Source organism: Chryseobacterium sp. AG363, from assembly GCF_003610675.1.
GTDB classification, from domain to species: domain Bacteria; phylum Bacteroidota; class Bacteroidia; order Flavobacteriales; family Weeksellaceae; genus Chryseobacterium; species Chryseobacterium cucumeris.
Map to the genome: position 1 here is coordinate 2,439,107 of NZ_RAQF01000002.1, position 16,337 is coordinate 2,455,443.

The 16,337-nt window shown below is 37.7% G+C and carries 15 protein-coding genes; 6 read left to right on the forward strand and 9 right to left on the reverse strand.

The annotated features are described in order from the left end of the window. The first annotated feature begins 1 nt into the window (after position 1). On the forward strand, positions 2-634 hold the full coding sequence (locus DEU39_RS11020; RefSeq protein ID WP_120231964.1) for a DUF3575 domain-containing protein: 633 nt from the start codon (positions 2-4) through the stop codon (positions 632-634). A 4-nt stretch (positions 635-638) separates the two neighbouring features. Next, on the forward strand, positions 639-845 hold the full coding sequence (locus DEU39_RS11025; protein ID WP_062674325.1) for a hypothetical protein: 207 nt from the start codon (positions 639-641) through the stop codon (positions 843-845). Here the strand turns inward: DEU39_RS11025 and DEU39_RS11030 are convergent, their stop codons facing one another. Continuing rightward, positions 846-2,042: an exo-beta-N-acetylmuramidase NamZ domain-containing protein gene (locus DEU39_RS11030; protein ID WP_120232237.1), complete on the reverse strand. Its 1,197-nt coding sequence runs from the start codon at positions 2,040-2,042 to the stop codon at positions 846-848. A gap of 4 nt (positions 2,043-2,046) precedes the next feature. On the opposite strand from DEU39_RS11030, the gene DEU39_RS11035 reads away from it, so the two are divergent. Beyond that, positions 2,047-3,276, forward strand: a complete 1,230-nt coding sequence (locus DEU39_RS11035; protein WP_062674322.1) for an ABC transporter permease — start codon at positions 2,047-2,049, stop codon at positions 3,274-3,276. Positions 3,277-3,485: 209 nt separating this feature from the next. Continuing rightward, positions 3,486-4,478: a PLP-dependent cysteine synthase family protein gene (locus DEU39_RS11040; RefSeq protein WP_062674320.1), complete on the forward strand. Its 993-nt coding sequence runs from the start codon at positions 3,486-3,488 to the stop codon at positions 4,476-4,478. A 58-nt stretch (positions 4,479-4,536) separates the two neighbouring features. Here DEU39_RS11040 and DEU39_RS11045 read toward each other — a convergent pair whose 3' ends face one another. Genes DEU39_RS11045 through DEU39_RS11055 form a run of 3 tightly spaced genes read right to left on the reverse strand, consistent with a single transcriptional unit; the run spans position 4,537 to position 6,325 of the window. Then, a complete protein-coding gene (locus DEU39_RS11045) occupies positions 4,537-5,067 on the reverse strand; it encodes a hypothetical protein (RefSeq protein WP_062674319.1) in 531 nt (176 codons plus the stop codon). Between the two features lie 37 nt (positions 5,068-5,104). Then, positions 5,105-5,407, reverse strand: a complete 303-nt coding sequence (locus DEU39_RS11050) for a chaperone modulator CbpM (RefSeq protein ID WP_120231965.1) — start codon at positions 5,405-5,407, stop codon at positions 5,105-5,107. Positions 5,408-5,410: 3 nt separating this feature from the next. After that, on the reverse strand, positions 5,411-6,325 hold the full coding sequence (locus DEU39_RS11055) for a DnaJ C-terminal domain-containing protein (RefSeq protein ID WP_120231966.1): 915 nt from the start codon (positions 6,323-6,325) through the stop codon (positions 5,411-5,413). A 93-nt stretch (positions 6,326-6,418) separates the two neighbouring features. Between DEU39_RS11055 and DEU39_RS11060 the strand changes: the two genes are divergently transcribed. Next, positions 6,419-7,618 (forward strand): dicarboxylate/amino acid:cation symporter, encoded by a 1,200-nt coding sequence (locus DEU39_RS11060; protein ID WP_120231967.1) that lies wholly within the window; start codon positions 6,419-6,421, stop codon positions 7,616-7,618. Between the two features lie 20 nt (positions 7,619-7,638). Here the strand turns inward: DEU39_RS11060 and DEU39_RS11065 are convergent, their stop codons facing one another. The 3 genes from DEU39_RS11065 to DEU39_RS11075 form a co-directional block, all read right to left on the reverse strand. Further along, the gene (locus DEU39_RS11065; protein WP_120231968.1) at positions 7,639-8,022 is read right to left on the reverse strand and encodes a DUF779 domain-containing protein; all 384 of its coding nucleotides are present in this window, start codon (positions 8,020-8,022) and stop codon (positions 7,639-7,641) included. An 89-nt stretch (positions 8,023-8,111) separates the two neighbouring features. Further along, on the reverse strand, positions 8,112-9,146 hold the full coding sequence (adhP, locus tag DEU39_RS11070) for an alcohol dehydrogenase AdhP (RefSeq protein ID WP_076596100.1): 1,035 nt from the start codon (positions 9,144-9,146) through the stop codon (positions 8,112-8,114). Between the two features lie 208 nt (positions 9,147-9,354). Beyond that, positions 9,355-10,884, reverse strand: a complete 1,530-nt coding sequence (locus DEU39_RS11075; protein WP_120231969.1) for an aldehyde dehydrogenase family protein — start codon at positions 10,882-10,884, stop codon at positions 9,355-9,357. Positions 10,885-11,067: 183 nt separating this feature from the next. Here DEU39_RS11075 and DEU39_RS11080 point away from each other — a divergent pair, with 183 nt between their 5' ends. Beyond that, positions 11,068-11,991 carry a helix-turn-helix domain-containing protein gene (locus tag DEU39_RS11080; RefSeq protein WP_120231970.1) on the forward strand — a complete coding sequence of 308 codons (924 nt, stop codon included), beginning with the start codon at positions 11,068-11,070 and terminating at the stop codon, positions 11,989-11,991. A 74-nt stretch (positions 11,992-12,065) separates the two neighbouring features. On the opposite strand, the gene DEU39_RS11085 is transcribed toward DEU39_RS11080, so the two are convergent. Continuing rightward, the gene (locus tag DEU39_RS11085; RefSeq protein WP_062674302.1) at positions 12,066-13,526 is read right to left on the reverse strand and encodes a RagB/SusD family nutrient uptake outer membrane protein; all 1,461 of its coding nucleotides are present in this window, start codon (positions 13,524-13,526) and stop codon (positions 12,066-12,068) included. Positions 13,527-13,540: 14 nt separating this feature from the next. Continuing rightward, entirely contained in the window at positions 13,541-16,336 is a 2,796-nt protein-coding gene (locus DEU39_RS11090) for a SusC/RagA family TonB-linked outer membrane protein (protein WP_062674300.1), read from the reverse strand. Between the last annotated feature and the right edge of the window lies 1 nt (position 16,337).

The window sequence follows — 16,337 nt, forward strand, 5'->3', positions numbered from 1 at the left end:
GATGAAATATAAATTATTAGCAGCAGGCATATTAGCCTTCCTGTCGGCAACTATGTTGAACGCTCAGGAACAGGAACAAGGAGGACAGGATAAAAGTTTATACATAAAAGGGAACGCTTTATTTGCTCCGATAGGAATTTTAAACTTAGGAATAGAAAAACAGATTAGTCCAAAATATACCCTTCAGGGAGATGTTTTCATTTCACCATGGAAATCTTTCGCAGGACATGAACTACAGTTTTATTCCGTATCTGCGGAAGGAAGATACTATTTTACTGAAGCTTTCAAACACTGGTATATAGGAGCCAACATTAGTTTTGCGGCCTACAATGCTTCAAAATGGAATTACTGGAATGATGATAGTTTTGAAAACTGGAATGGGGAAATCCTTACCAACTCTAATCTGTATCAGAGAGGGTTTTCTTTTATGCTGGGAGTAACAGCAGGGTATCAATTCCAATTATCCGAACGATGGAATCTTGATCTGTATGCTACTGTAGGAACATCACAGGGGTTTTATAAAGGATATGACCGTACTACGGGAAGACGCTATGATTCCGCACAAGAATTTAATAAAAGCGGTGAAATCATCCCATACAGAGGAGGGGTCATGATTTCTTATAAATTAAAATAATACAATGAAACCATTCGGAAGAAATCATATTATCATTTCAGTCATCACTTTTGTGATTCTTTTTTTAATGAATTATATCGGAAATGATTTACCAGATAAATTACAGAGAGCCTTAATGACGGCTTTTGCAGGAGTTGTTGGACTGACTGTGGGACTTTTTATACTAAATAAGGGCAGAAATGATAAAAATCCGCCCCAAAATTTTGATTAATTAATCTTCGTATATCACATATCTGGTTCTGATCTTTTCGAAACTTTCCAGATCTTTTTTCCATGAAGCTTTAATTTCCGGAATTGATTTTCCTGCGATGATCTGTTTTCTCAATTCATCAGTTCCGGATAAAGTATCAAACCACAGATTTTTCAGGAAGAAATCCTGCTGGGGGTTTTTATAATGCTGATAGGCTCTTATTACCCATTCAAGATTCAATTCTCTTAGATCCTTGGGATAACTGGAAAGGTTTTCACCATAACACAGCTTCCCGTTCAGGAATGGATCTTTAGCTCCGTAGCTTGGTTTTGGCGTAAACTGATAAGGAAGGTTTTCCGTCCATGGAGAACCATAAATCTGGAAAGGAAGATCTGTTCCTCTTCCTACAGAAACCTGAGTACCTTCAAAAAAGCAAAGGCTTGGATATAAATTAATTGCTTTATCATTGGGTAAATTAGGAGAAGGTTTATCAAGTATCGGATAACGCTGCTTTTTATGATAATTCTTCATCGGAACAAGCGTATATTTAGCCTGAACTTGATTCTTCAGCCATTTCTCTCCGTTCACCATTTTTCCATACTCTCCTATTGTCAGCCCATATACTACGGGAACTTCGTGAAGTCCAACAAAACTTGACCATTTTTTTCTCAGGACAGGTCCGTCAGTGTATCCGTCATGTGGATTGGGACGATCCAAAACCATGATCTCCACATTATTCTCAGCTCCGGCTTCCATCAGATAAGACAAAGTGGAAATATAGGTGTAAAACCTTACTCCTACATCCTGAATATCAAAAACAACGATGTCAATTCCTGAAAGTTGCTCCGGCTTTGGCTTTTTATTATTTCCATATAGTGAAACAATGGGAATTCCGGTCTTTACATCTACTCCGTTTTTCACTTTTGCCCCTGCATCAGCATCACCTCTGAAGCCATGTTCAGGTGCGAAAATAGATTTGATTTTAATTCCGTTTTTTACAAGAAAATCAACCAGATGGGTTTTATCACTCATTAAACCTGTCTGATTGGTCACCACCCCGATCGTTTTATTTTTTAACAGTGGCAGGTAAATTTCAGGCTGGTCGGCACCCGTTTTAAAATCCGGTTGAACTTGAGTCTGAGAATAATATTGGTTGAATACTCCTAAAAAAATTAGGCAAATCAGAAGTAAATTTTTAATTTTGAAATCTAAATTCATAAGCTTGAAATTTCCTTTATATTTCTCTAGAAAAATAGCATTTTCCAAAGATAACAAAAATAACCTTTCAAGGGTTATCATCTTCATTGGCAGGCTTTCCGTAGCATTGGGAATTATCGTTTCCCTCATTACCGTAGCCACTGGTTTTGGTTCAAAAAAAGCTATTAAAGAAAGGCTGGCTGATTTCAGCGGACATATTACCGTAAGGTCTACACGATCCAATTCTTCATACAATACTTCTGTACTGGACAATCAGGGACTCAATATTGCCAAGATAAAAGAACTTCCCGATGTGGAAAGTACCCAAAAATATGTAACGGTTACCGGAATTATGCGTAATGAGCACAATTTCGCAGGCATTATATTTAAGGGAATCGGTAAGGATTTTGACAGTCTAAGATTTAAAAAATTCCTTATAGCCGGAACAACTCCGAAGGTAACAGAAAAAGGATTCAATAGTGATGTTGCGATTTCACAGAAAGTGGCCAATGATCTTCATCTTAAAGTAAATGACAGCATTGTTACTGTATTTTTAAAAGCAGATCAAAAACCGCTTTACCGTAAATTCAGAGTTATCGGAATTTACAGAACTGACATTAAACTAATTGACGAACAATTTGTTATCGGAGGAATCAATCATGCAAGAAAGATTCAGGATATGAAACCAGATGAAATTGGCGGAATAGATATTTTCCTGAAGAATGTGAATGATATCGACAAAGATTTTCCTGACATCGAAAAACTGATCGGATATAAAAACTATGCTGAAAAAGCGACAGAAAAATTCCCACAAATCACTGACTGGATCAGTATTTTTGATACCAATATTGCTTTAATCATTATCATCATGCTGATTGTAGTGGTGATCAATATCATTATGGTTCTTCTGATTCTTATTATCGAACGAACCAATTCTATTGGCCTTCTTAAAACATTAGGAGCAAGCAATTCACAGATAAGAGCTACTTTCATCAATTATACCCTGATTATTATGATCCCGGGGCTTTTGTACGGAAATGCTATCGGATTAGGACTGATTTTAATCCAGAAATTCTTTGGAATCATCAAACTTAATCCTGAAAATTACTACGTAAGTACTGTTCCGGTTGATCTTAACCCAATTGCCATTATTTCTATCTCAGTAGGAATTCTTATTATCTCAGGGCTGGCCTTGATTATTCCGAGCTACCTGATCAGTAAGATTTCTCCGGTGAAAGCGATTAAGTACAACTAACCTGATAATTGATAATTGATAATTGATAATTGATAATTGATAATTGATAATTGATAATTGATAATTGATAATTGATAATTGATAATTGATAATTGAAAGTTATTGATTGTGTATCAGTTGATTTCAGTGTTATCCACAACTTATCCACACGTTATCCACAGCGCAGATAATTTTAAAAGCCTTATCTTTGTGCCGCTTATAAAACATTTATGAAATACGCAAAAAATATCCTTGAAACGATAGGTAACACACCGCTGGTAAAGCTTAACAAAGTATTAGGTGAAGATTTTCCGGCATTGGTATTAGCAAAAGTAGAGACCTTCAATCCCGGAAACTCAGTGAAGGACAGAATGGCTCTTAAAATGATAGAGGATGCCGAAAAAGACGGCAGATTAAAACCTGGAGGAACCATTATTGAAGGAACTTCCGGAAATACAGGAATGGGACTGGCATTGGCTGCCATCATCAAAGGTTACAAATGTATCTTTGTAACCAATTCAAAACAGTCAAAAGAAAAATGTGATATTCTTCGTGCTGTAGGAGCCGAAGTAATTGTTTGCCCTACTGACGTAAAACCTACCGATCCACGTTCTTATTATTCAGTTTCCAAAAGACTGGCAAAAGAGACGGAAAACGGATGGTATGTCAACCAATATGATAACCTGTCCAACAGAGCTGCTCATTATGAATCCACGGCTCCGGAGATCTGGGAACAGACAGAAGGAAAACTGACTCATTTTGTAGTAGGAGCCGGAACAGGAGGTACAATCACCGGGTGCGGAACATTTTTCAAAGAAAAAAATCCGGACATCAAAGTAATCGGAGTGGATACTTATGGCTCTATTCTGAAAGAATTCCACGAAACAGGTGAGCTTCATTATGATCACGCTTACACTTATATCACAGAAGGAATCGGGGAAGATATCATTCCTGAAAACTATGATATGTCTGTAATTGATCATTTTGAAAAAGTAACGGATAAAGACGGTGCTATCTATGCCAGAAAACTGGCGAAAGAGGAAGGTATTTTCTGTGGATATTCTGCCGGAAGTGCTATTGCATCTTTGATTCAGATGAAAGATCAGTTCACAAAAGATGATGTCATTGTTGTTTTACTTCATGACCATGGCTCAAGATATGTAGGAAAAATCTACAATGACGAGTGGATGAAGGAAATGGGCTGGTTGGAAGAGAACAAATAAGCTAACTTGTATATAATAAAAAACGGAGCAAAATAATTTTGCTCCGTTTTTGTTTTTATTAATCGATTTTAATTTTCTCTTTCAATATATTCTTGAGAAAACTGTATTCTTTCTCATTCATTGATTTTCTGGGAAACATATAACTGTATTTTCCTTCAACAGAAATAAATTCATGAGTGCTGTCAAAGTATTCAAAATCTTTCCATTCGCTGGTCTCTTTTTCGCCATCAATATTGACTGTGAAAAAGTTATTATCAAATCTTATTTCGTATACTTTACATCTTTCAAGCGTGCTCAGATAATGATTCACCTGTTTTTTCCATCTTGAAACTTTATTAACGCTGACTGATAAAAAAACAGCACAAAGCAAAAATATAAAACTCAGGAAGTATAAAACGCCTGCATTTTCTTTACTCATAAAGTCTTTTAATAGAAAAACGATGAAAACAATCACTGCAGCAACTATGGTAACGATAGTTTTACTTTTTGTAGTAGGTGAAAAAAGCAGACTTCCCTGATTACCGCTAAAATAAATATCTTCAAAAATCTTCCTGTCCGGCTTTAGTGTAATCACCTTTTCTTCATTCATAATTATAGAGTTTGCTTTAAAAAGCTACAAAACTAAACTAAATATCTTCATATTGATCACTTATAGCAGAAAGTTTATTCATCAGTTCTCTGTTTCTGCGGTTCAGAGCATCCAGTTTTTTCAGCATATTATGAATCACTTCAAGGCCGGGCAGGTTAATTTCGAGATCATAATGCCAGTTGGCAAATTTTTCCAGATCGGGCAGATCTTCATACATCAGATAATGAATATTATTCTCAATCTGAATATTCAGCAGCCCATAGTCTACAAGATCATCAAAAAAAGTGATTTCTATATTATAGATTTTTACGAGTTCTTCCCGTGATATTCTTTCACTCATAGCTTAGGAATTTTTTAGTTGTTCAAAAAGTTCTTTCTGCTTTTCGGTAAGGTTGGTTGGCAGTTTCACTTCATAGGTTACAAAAAGATCACCGTGTTCTCCTTCTTTTTTATAGACAGGGAAACCTTTTCCTTTAAGCCTTACTGTCATTCCGGTTTGGGTTTCCGGTTTTACTTTAAGGTTTACACTTCCATTCAGCGTATGTACTTTTACTTCGCCACCTAAAACGGCTGTGTACAGATCAATGGTTACTTTGGTTTTCAGGTCATCACCTATTCTTTCAAAATCCGGATCAGCAGGGATATTGAAGGTGATATATAAATCTCCGTTTGGCCCACCGTTTACTCCGGGATTTCCATGTCCTTTTAATTTAATCTGCTGTCCGTCATACACTCCTGCAGGAATGGTGATTCTTACTTTCTTTCCATTGATTTCAAAAGTTTGCGGATGCGTGGTTGCGGCGTCTCTTAAATTGAGATTCAATTCGGCAGTGATATCCTGTCCTTTGAATTTACCGGAGGCTCTTCCTCTTGAACTTCTGCCAAATCCACCGCCTGCACCGCCAAACATATCCTGGAAGAAATCTGAGAAATCTTCACCTCCACCAAAATCTGCACCGGAATATCCTCCGTTATAACTTTGCTGTTGATACTGTCTTTGCTGTTGCTGCTGGGCTTTTTCGTATTCTTCGCCGTGCTTCCAGTGTTCTCCGTACTTGTCATATTTTGATCTGTTTTCCGGATTACTCAGCACTTCATTCGCTTCATTCAGTTCTTTGAATTTCTTTTCTGCTTCTTTGTCTCCGGGGTTGAGATCGGGATGATGTTTTCTAGCCTGTTTTCGATAGGCTTTTTTGATATCATCCTGTGTTGCGTTTTTATCTACGCCTAAAATTTTATAGTAATCTATATAAGCCATAGAAATGTGGTTTACCCAAATTTATGAATTTTAGGTCTGAAAATTGTATAACAGAATGTTAAAAATAAACCTATCTTTGATAAAAAGCTATACATGAAAGATGTATTGAAAAACTACTCCGGAATCATATTTTTACTTTTGGGAATCATTTTTGGAAGCATCATAGGAATTGTTGCTCCCGGTTTTGTGGAATACATTAAACCTTTGGGAGATATTTTCCTTAATCTTCTTTTTGTGAGTGTAGTACCATTGGTATTTTTTGCTGTTTCCAATTCTATTGCTTCTCTGGAGCAGCAATCAAAATTCGGTAAGATCATTCTTGTGATGGCACTTACCTTTCTGTTCTTTATTCTCACGGCAGCAGTGTTTACAATATGTGCAGTATATCTTTTCCCTGTTTCCGGGGTCTCAGGAAGTTCTGAGATGATTGCAGAAGCAGCTAATGAAGACACATGGGGTAACAGGATTGTAAGTTTCTTTACCGTAGGAGAATTCACGGAGCTTTTCTCAAGAAGAAATATGCTGGCACTTTTGGTATTTGCTTTTCTGACAGGATTTGCAGCCCGAAAGACAGGAGAAAAAGGACAGCCTTTCAGAGTTTTTATTGCTTCTGGATATGAAGTGATGAAAGAACTTCTTTTGCTGGTGATGAAATTGGCACCTATTGGTCTGGGAGCCTATTTTGCTTATCAGGTAGCGACTTTAGGACCACAGCTTTTTGGATTTTATGCTAAACCTTTAGGGTTATATTATATTGCAGGAGTTATTTATTTCCTTGTGTTCTTTTCTATCTATGCATTCATGGCGAATGGGCAAAAAGGAGTGAAAAGCTTTTGGACAAATGCGATCTACCCTACTTTGACCGCCATAAGCACATGCAGCAGTTTTGCAACAATGCCTGCTAATTTACAGGCGGCTTCCAAAATCGGGATTCCGAATTCTATTGCCAATCTGGTGATTCCTATCGGGACTACACTGCATAAAAACGGATCTTCCATGTCATCTATTATCAAGATTTATGTAGCCTTTTTAATTATTGGAAAGGATTTTTTTGATCCTGCCAATCTGCTTTTAGCTTTGGGGATTACTGTTTTTGTGAGTATTGTAGCGGGTGGAATTCCTAACGGCGGGTACATTGGTGAGATGCTGATGATTTCTGTTTATAAACTGCCTCAGGAAGCGATTCCTGCGGTGATGATTATTGGAACGTTGGTAGATCCTTTAGCAACAGTGCTGAATGCTGTAGGAGATATTGTAGCTGCCATGTTTGTCAACCGGTTTGTGAAAGTCTGACTTATTTTTGTTAAATCACACTATTCACTACGTTTTACCGTTTCCAGATTTTCATATTCTTCAGGAGTGAAAAGCCTGTAATGAACTTTAAATGTTTTACCCAAAGGAGTTTCCAGAGAGAATCCTCCGGGTCCGAAACCGTCTGTAACATCAAGGGTAAAATGTGAATATTTCCAGTATTCAAAAAGGTCGCGGTCTATCCAGAACTCATGCCCGTTAATAGTACCAATCATGGCATCATTCATTCTGGGAAAGAATCCTCCTTTTTCGAAGCATTGTGGCTGGGTTCCTTCACAGCATCCGCCTGCCTGATAAAACATCAGAGGGCCATATTGCTCTTCCAGCTTGTCAATTACTTCAAGCGCTTGTTCTGTTGCGGAAAGTCTTGATATTTTTGTTTCCATTGTTTTTATTTTGGTTTAATCCAAACCTTATATTGATAAAAGATCCCGGTAAAATACATTCTAACCGGGATCAGCAACACATCATCAAATTAATTTGAGCCGGCAATATCTAAAACGATTCTGCCGTCAATCTGTCCTTTTTTCATTTTATCAAATACATCATTGATATCTTCCAGCTTTGCTGCAGTAACGGTAGCTTTTACCAATCCTTCATTGGCAAAATCCAGTGCTTCCTGCAGGTCTTTTCTTGTTCCTACAATAGAACCTCTTACGGTAATTCTTTTTAAAACCGTTTCGAAAATCGGAAGTTCAAAAGATCCGGGAGGAAGGCCATTGAGAGCAATTGTTCCTTTTCTTCTCAACACATCGATTCCCTGCTTGAAAGCAATAGGTGAAACTGCAGTAATTAAGGCACCGTGCATTCCACCGACTTCTTTATGCAAATATTCTCCGGGATCTGTGTTTTTTGCATTGACTACAAGGTCTGCTCCTAATTTTTTTGCAAGCTCAAGCTTATCGTCTGCTACATCAATAGCGGCTACGTGCATTCCCATTGCTTTGGCGTACTGAACGGCTACATGCCCCAGTCCTCCGATTCCTGAAATGGCTACCCATTCTCCGGGTTTTGTTTCTGTTTCTTTCAATCCTTTGTAAACTGTGACTCCGGCACATAAAATAGGGGCAATTTCCAAAAAGTTAACATCAGATTTCAAATGTCCCACATATCTTGAGTCTGCAATGACGTATTCTGCAAATCCACCATCGACACTGTAACCGCCATTTTTCTGTGCTTCACAAAGGGTTTCCCACCCTGTAATACAATAATCACAGCATCCGCAAGCACTGTACAGCCATGGAACACCTACAGCATCTCCTTCTTTCACAAAAGCTTCCGGTCCGCAGGCTACTACGATACCAACTCCTTCATGTCCCGGAATAAGAGGCATTTTGGGTTTTGCAGGCCAATCGCCATCTACCGCATGTAAATCTGTATGGCAGACTCCACAGGCTATTACTTTAACAAGGACTTCATATCTTCCGGGTTCTCTTACAGGTACTTCTTCTATTTTCAAAGGTTGGCCATAGCCCTGAACTACTGCCGCTTTCATTGTTTTTGGAATCATATCTTATTTTTTGGATTGAGTTATTTGGGGTTATTTGTTTTTATCTCCACTTCTGAACAGGTAATTTCCCTGCGTGAGGGATAGGAAGGGCGGCGAGGAACGAGCCGGTGCGAAATGCAATGGAGCACCGAAACGAAGTGCAGCCCTGGATAGCCCGACCGTGTTGCCCTGGAAAAAGCCAAGGCAATCGGGCACGTCCTAAATAATATTAAAAGAAACCTAGCTTATTCTTGTTATAAGAAATCAGCATGTTTTTGGTTTGACGGTAGTGATCAAGCATCATTTTATGGTTTTCTCTTCCAATTCCTGATTGTTTATAACCCCCGAAAGGTGCTCCGGCCGGATAAGAGTGATATTGGTTTACCCATACTCTTCCTGCTTCAATCTGGCGTGGAATATTGTACAACTGGTGAGCATCTCTCGTCCAGACTCCGGCTCCAAGACCGTAGATGGTATCATTGGCAATTTTTACAGCTTCTTCTTCATCTTTGAAAGTGGTAAATGCCAGCACCGGGCCGAAAATTTCTTCCTGGAAGATTCTCATTTTGTTGTTTCCTTTGAAAATCGTAGGCTGGATGTAGTAGCCGCCTTCAAGATCTTCACCCAGGTTGTTTACAGCTCCTCCTACAAGCACTTCTGCTCCTTCTTCTATTCCCAATTGAATGTAAGAGAGGATTTTATCTTTCTGAATCTGTGAAGCCTGTGCTCCCATCATCACGGTTTTATCCAGTGGGTTTCCTACTTTGATGGCTTTTACTCTTTCGATTACTCTTTCGATAAAGGCATCTGCAATTCCTTCCTGAACAAGAAGTCTTGAAGGACATGTACAGATCTCTCCCTGATTCAGGGCAAAAAGAACGGCTCCTTCTATGGCTTTATCTAAAAATTCATCATCTGCATCCATTACTGAATTGAAAAAAACGTTAGGGGATTTTCCTCCCAATTCCAACGTTACCGGAATAATATTTTCTGTAGCATATTGCATTACAAGTCTTCCTGTAGCGGTAGAACCGGTAAATGCTGCTTTTGCTACTTTCGGATTAGTAACGAGAGCTCTTCCAAGTTCTGCTCCAAATCCGTTAACAATATTAATAACTCCTGCCGGTAAAAGGTCACCGATGAATTCCATTAAAACCATAATGGAAACAGGTGTACTTTCTGCCGGTTTCAACACGACGCAGTTTCCTGCAGCCAATGCGGGAGCCAGTTTCCATACTGCCATCAGTATCGGGAAGTTCCATGGAATGATCTGAGCAATCACTCCAAGAGGTTCGTGAACAATTAAGGAAACAGTGTCTTTGTCCAGCTCGTTATGCGATCCTTCATCAGCACGGATTACTGAAGCAAAGTATCTGAAATGATCAATGGCTAAAGGTAAATCCGCTGCCAATGTTTCCCTTACTGCTTTTCCGTTATCTATTGTTTCTACTGTAGCCAGATATTCTAAGTTTTGTTCTATTCTGTCTGCAATTTTATTCAGAATGATGCTTCTTTCTGTGGAGGAAGTATTCTTCCATGTCTGAAATGCTTTTTCAGCGGCATCTACCGCTAGCTCCAAATCTTCTTTGGACGAATGGGCTACCTGAGTAAATTTTTTCCCATCAACCGGAGAAACTACGTCAAAATATTGTCCTTTAACAGGTGGAGTGAATTTCCCGTCAATATAGTTATCGTATCTGTTTTTAAATTCCGGACGCTGTAAAAGTGTGGTTGATCTTGGTTCTGTAATAGTGCTCATATTAGTATTGTTTTTATTTTTTCGATAACGCCAAATTACACTGAGAAGCCAAAAAGAGTATAGCACAATCGTATAAAAAAAGTGGAAAATAGTGCAAGGAGTTCAATTTTAGTATTTTATTAACAGCAACATACTCTCAAATTTTCTATATTTGAGTTACCTCCGATTCAAAAAAATTTAGAAATGAATAACAATAGTAAGATTTTATTAAATACTCCTGAATTACGTAAGGAAAACCAACTATTGAGTCTTGTTGAAAACCAGACGAAATTCAATCTAAATAATTGTGAGTTTAGTATTTATGAGACTCATAAGGCTGCTTTTAATGTAAAACTTCATTTTGAAAATATTGCATTTACAGCAATGCTGAGAGGTAAAAAACATATGAAACTGGATAAGAAGACCAATTATTTTGATTACTATCCGGGGGAAAGTATTCTGGTAGCACCGGGAGAAACGATGGTGATTGATTTTCCGGAAGCGGATGAAACGCCTACACAGTGTATTTCTTTAAGTCTCAATCCTGATTTTATTGAGGATTCTCTTAATTATCTCAATTATCATCTTCCAAAGGTGGATGAAACTTCGCAATGGAATATTCAGCTGGATGAGTATTTTCTGTTTAATAATAAATCGCTGGCTTCTGCTACCAACAATATCATGAGAATTGCCATGGATGATAACTCACAAAAGGATATCATGGCAGATTTTGCACTGAAAGAACTTCTGATAAGATTGATGCAGACTCAGGCAAGAGGCATGGTGGAAAAGAATATTGTTAAAAATAAATCGAGAATTGGATTTGTGGTAGATTATATTAAAAGAAATCTGCACCAGAAATTGTCTATTGACAGTATTGCCAAACTGGCTTATGTAAGCAAGTCTAATTTCTTTAAAATGTTCAAAGACGAACTGGGTACTTCTCCTAATGATTTTATTCTGCAGGAGAGAATTACCAGAGCAAAGGAATTATTAGCCAGCCAGACCAGTATCAAGGAAACCGCTTTTCAGACAGGTTTTTCTGATACCAATTATTTTACAAGGGTATTTAAGCAACTGGAAGGAGTCACTCCGAAAAGTTACCAGGATCGTATGGTCATGAGATAACTTATTTATAAAATATCAATAAAAAAGAGCCCTATTGAATAGGGCTCTTCGTCTATATTATTAAAAATTAAATTTTAATACTGATCATTCTGCTTAATGTTCGGGTTTGCCTGAATAGCAGAAATAGGAATTGGCCACTGCCACTTGAAGCTTCCAGCTGCAAGAGTCTGTGCAACAGCAGGAGTACCTGTACCGTCAAAAAGATCTCCTTTACCTGATCTCTGAACAGGAAGGTTTAATCTCTTCAATGTATACCATCTGTCATTTTCAAATGCAAGCTCCAATCTTCTTTCTTTCAGGATCGCATCTAAAAGAGCCTGTCCTGTTTCTGTACCAGGAGTAAATACAGTATATCTTTCAGCTCTTAATTTATTTAAAAGAACTAAAGCCTGTGCTCCATTACCTGTTCTGTAATATGCTTCAGCAACGTTTAGCAACACTTCTGCTCCTCTTAAATATCTTACAGGAACGATATTAGATGGTAAACCAGTAATACCTGCATATTTTGTAACATGATTATACTTTTGTTTACTATATACATCAGTAGTAAAATAAGCAGATTTTCTTACATCATTATTTGTATATGCAGTATATAAGTCATAATCTACAACAAACTCTGATCTTAAAGCTGGAACAGCTTGATTGTAAGCAACACCTACTGTATTTTGCTCAGCTGCAGAATTTGATACCTGGAATAAAACTCCATCATTAACATCTCCTTCTTTTTCTTTCCAAATCTTATAGAAATTAGATTTTAGAGTAATACTTGAAGAAATTCCTAATGCCAATTCACCATATTTAATAGTGTTAGCATAGTCTCCTCTGTAAAGGTTTACTCTTGATAATAATCCGTAGATGGCAGCTTTGCTCAATCTTCCTTTATCCAAATCATTTTGGGTAATATTATCAGCCGCAAATAATAAATCTGCTATCACTTTATCATATACCTGATCAACAGTAAGATTTCTTGATGATGTATTATTTAGAGGAGAATAGGTCTCTGAATAATAAATTCCAATTGTATTCTTAGCACCTGCAGATTGAGTTGGGATTTGAGAATATGCTCTTACAATATCAAAATGAGCTATTGCTCTTAATGCTCTTGCTTCAGCTTCCAAATTTGTTTTCTGTGTTCCAGATAATACTCCGTTATTGATGTATTTCAAAACAAAGTTAGCTCTGCTGATCACAAGATAAGCAGCAGTATACAACCCTGTTGTCTGTGAATTATCTGATGAGAATTCGAAGTTTGATGCTGCAAAGTTGGTATTTCTTCCTGTAGTGGTACGAACAAGATTATCAGTGGTAAGATCACCCATGATAAGCTGGTTTCCTGTATCGCTGGTATAATATCCAGCTCCTTTAAGAGCTGCATAGGCTCCATCCATAGCCTGTCTGAAGGTCTCAGGTCTGGTCATTGCCTGCTCCTGATCTTCATTGATTGACGAGATTTGATCTAGATTTCTGTCGCAAGACGTTAACGTAACAAACATGGTTAACGCAGCTAAACTTATTTTTATTATATTCTTTTTCATAAAGCTATTCAATATTAAAATTCTAATTGCAGTCCTACCAAGATTGTTCTTACAGCAGGGTAAGTATAAAGGTTATATGCTCCTGGAACAAACAATGCTGTAGATTCACCAGATCCTACTGAAACCTCAGGTTCTCCGTGGAATTTAGTCACTGTAAATAAGTTTTGTCCCTGTACATAAGCTCTAAGCTTATTGATTGGTGATCCTTCTCCAAGGAATGCTTTATCAAATGTATATCCTAATGTAAGTGATCTTAATCTTAAGTAATCTGATTTTTCAATCCACTGATCAGAATCACGCATACCGTTTGAGTCAACTTTCTGGAATACTCCTGTATCTCCAGGGTTTTGCCAAACCTGAGCAGCAGCCTGAGCCATATTTCTACCTGCAACAGCCAACGTTGGATCCACAGCAGCAGCATACATGTTGTTATAAGTATATCCACCTAGCTTAAATGCGAAATCAGCGCTGAAATCAAGTCCTTTATATTGAACTGTAGTTCCGAATCCACCAAAACTTTTTGGGAATGGAGATTTATCGGTAAGAGGAACTGCATTGGAAGCACTGTAAACATCAGTAACATTTCCTGCTTTATCATAATATAATGCTTTTCCATTGCTTGGATCTACTCCGGCAAATCTAACATTATAGAATACATATGGAGTTTCTCCCACTTTAAGATAAGTATCTCCTAAATTTCTTTCCGACTGGCCATCTGCTAACTTGTCAAGAACAGACTTCTGGAAAGAAATATTAGCATGTAGATTCCATTGGAAATCTTTCTGCTTGATTACATCTACACTAAGTTCAACTTCAAGACCTTTCTGAGACATATCTCCTGCATTAATATACTGGTAGTATCCACCTTCCTGTTTATCCAAAGGCACAAGCTGTACGAAATCTTTTCTCTTGTTCTGATATACTTCTACGGATCCACGAACTCTTCTGTTCCACATTGTGAAATCAACCCCTAAGTTGGTAATCGCATTAGATTCCCATTTAAGATTACTGTTCCCAATAATAAAATTACCTTGTGAAAGCGTACTAGGATATGAAGTACCGTTAGTACCATATAAACCGTAGCTGATATTATTGACATTATAGTAATCAGGCAAAGTACCATCGTTACCTGTTGTACCGTAAGATCCTCTAAGCTTTAAATCATTAATAAACCCACCTTTCATGAAGTCTTCCTTCGCGATATTCCAGGCAGCACTTGCAGACCAGAAAATACCACTTTGGTTATTGGCACCAAATCTTGATGAAGCATCTCTTCTCAATGACCCTGTTACCAAATATCTTCCTTCATAATCATAGTTTAGTAAACCTGCTAAACTGAATAAAGTATTTCTTACCTTAACTCCGGTAAATGTATTTCTATCAGAAGGTGTTGTAATAGATGGAACATTGATTACCGGAGATTTCAATCCGTAAGCCCCGCCATTCATTGTTTCATTGTAGTTATCGTTATATTCGATAAATCCTAAGAAATCAAAGTTGTGGCCTCCATATGATTTTTTATAGTTAATGGAGTTATTCCAAGTGTAGTTAAAGGTATAGAATGAATTTTTGTTCAATGAACCTGTTGGAACTTTGTTCACTGTAATATCCAGGTTTGAACCTTTTTTCAACCACTGAGTTCCCATGTACCAATCAAAAAGTCCGTTAAAGTTTGTTTTAAACTTCAGACCATCGATAATTTTATATTCTGCGAATAAAGTAACCGGAATTCTCAGTCTCTGATCATCTAATCTATAGTTACGGATCTGCTCAACAACGTTAGAACCAGCTCTCATTGTCTGATTATAACTTCCATCGGCGTTATAAACCGGCTCATATGGAGCATATTTATACATTGCTCCAAATGGGTTCTGCGTATTGTTTCTGTCTCTGAAATTCTGAGTTTCCTGATACTGAACACCTAGGTTAATCCCTACGTTTAGTTTTTCACTCAGTTTATTGGTAAATCCAAAGTTACCTGTATATCTCTTAAGTCCGTCGATATCTCTGATAATCCCGTTATCAGAATCATATCCTAAAGAGTAATAGAAAGTACTTTCTCTAGATCCTCCCTGGGCACTGAATAAGTAAGATTGAATGCTTGAAGGCTTTAACAGATCTTTTTGCCAGTTGTGATCATAGGCAGCAAGTGCATCCATTTCTTGTTGAGTCCTTGGTTTAAATCCAAGGTACCCTAATTGATTCTGGAAATCCATCAACTCCCTGGAATTCATCATGGTATAGTTCTTGTCTCTCAACTTTTCACTGAAACCAAACTTAGTCTCGAATGAATAGTGAGTTTTCCCAGCTTTTCCGGCTTTAGTAGTTACTACAACCACCCCATTTGCACCTCTCGCACCATACTGTGCTGTAGCAGCAGCATCTTTAAGAATTGAAATAGATTCTACGTCTGCAGGGTTGATTGCACTGAACTGTCTTGCAGTCATATACATACCATTTACTACATAAGTAGGCTCTGAAGAACCACCAACACCGGCAATACCTCTTACCTGAATGGTAGCAGCAGCACCTGGCTGTCCGGTAGTACTTTGTACAAATACCCCTGATGCTCTACCCTGTAAAGAGTTACCAATAGATGTTGTAGGAGAGTTTCTTCTGATTTCGTCACCCCCAACAACAGCCTGAGCCTGGGTAATTTCATCTGCTTTTTTCTTCTGGTATCCAGTAACGATTACCTCATCGATCTTATTCTCCTTCAGAACAGAATCATTCTTAGATTTTTGCGCAAAAGCAGCTTGTCCTAAAAAAAACAAAGCTCCTGCACTTAATACATGTAACTTCACATTCATA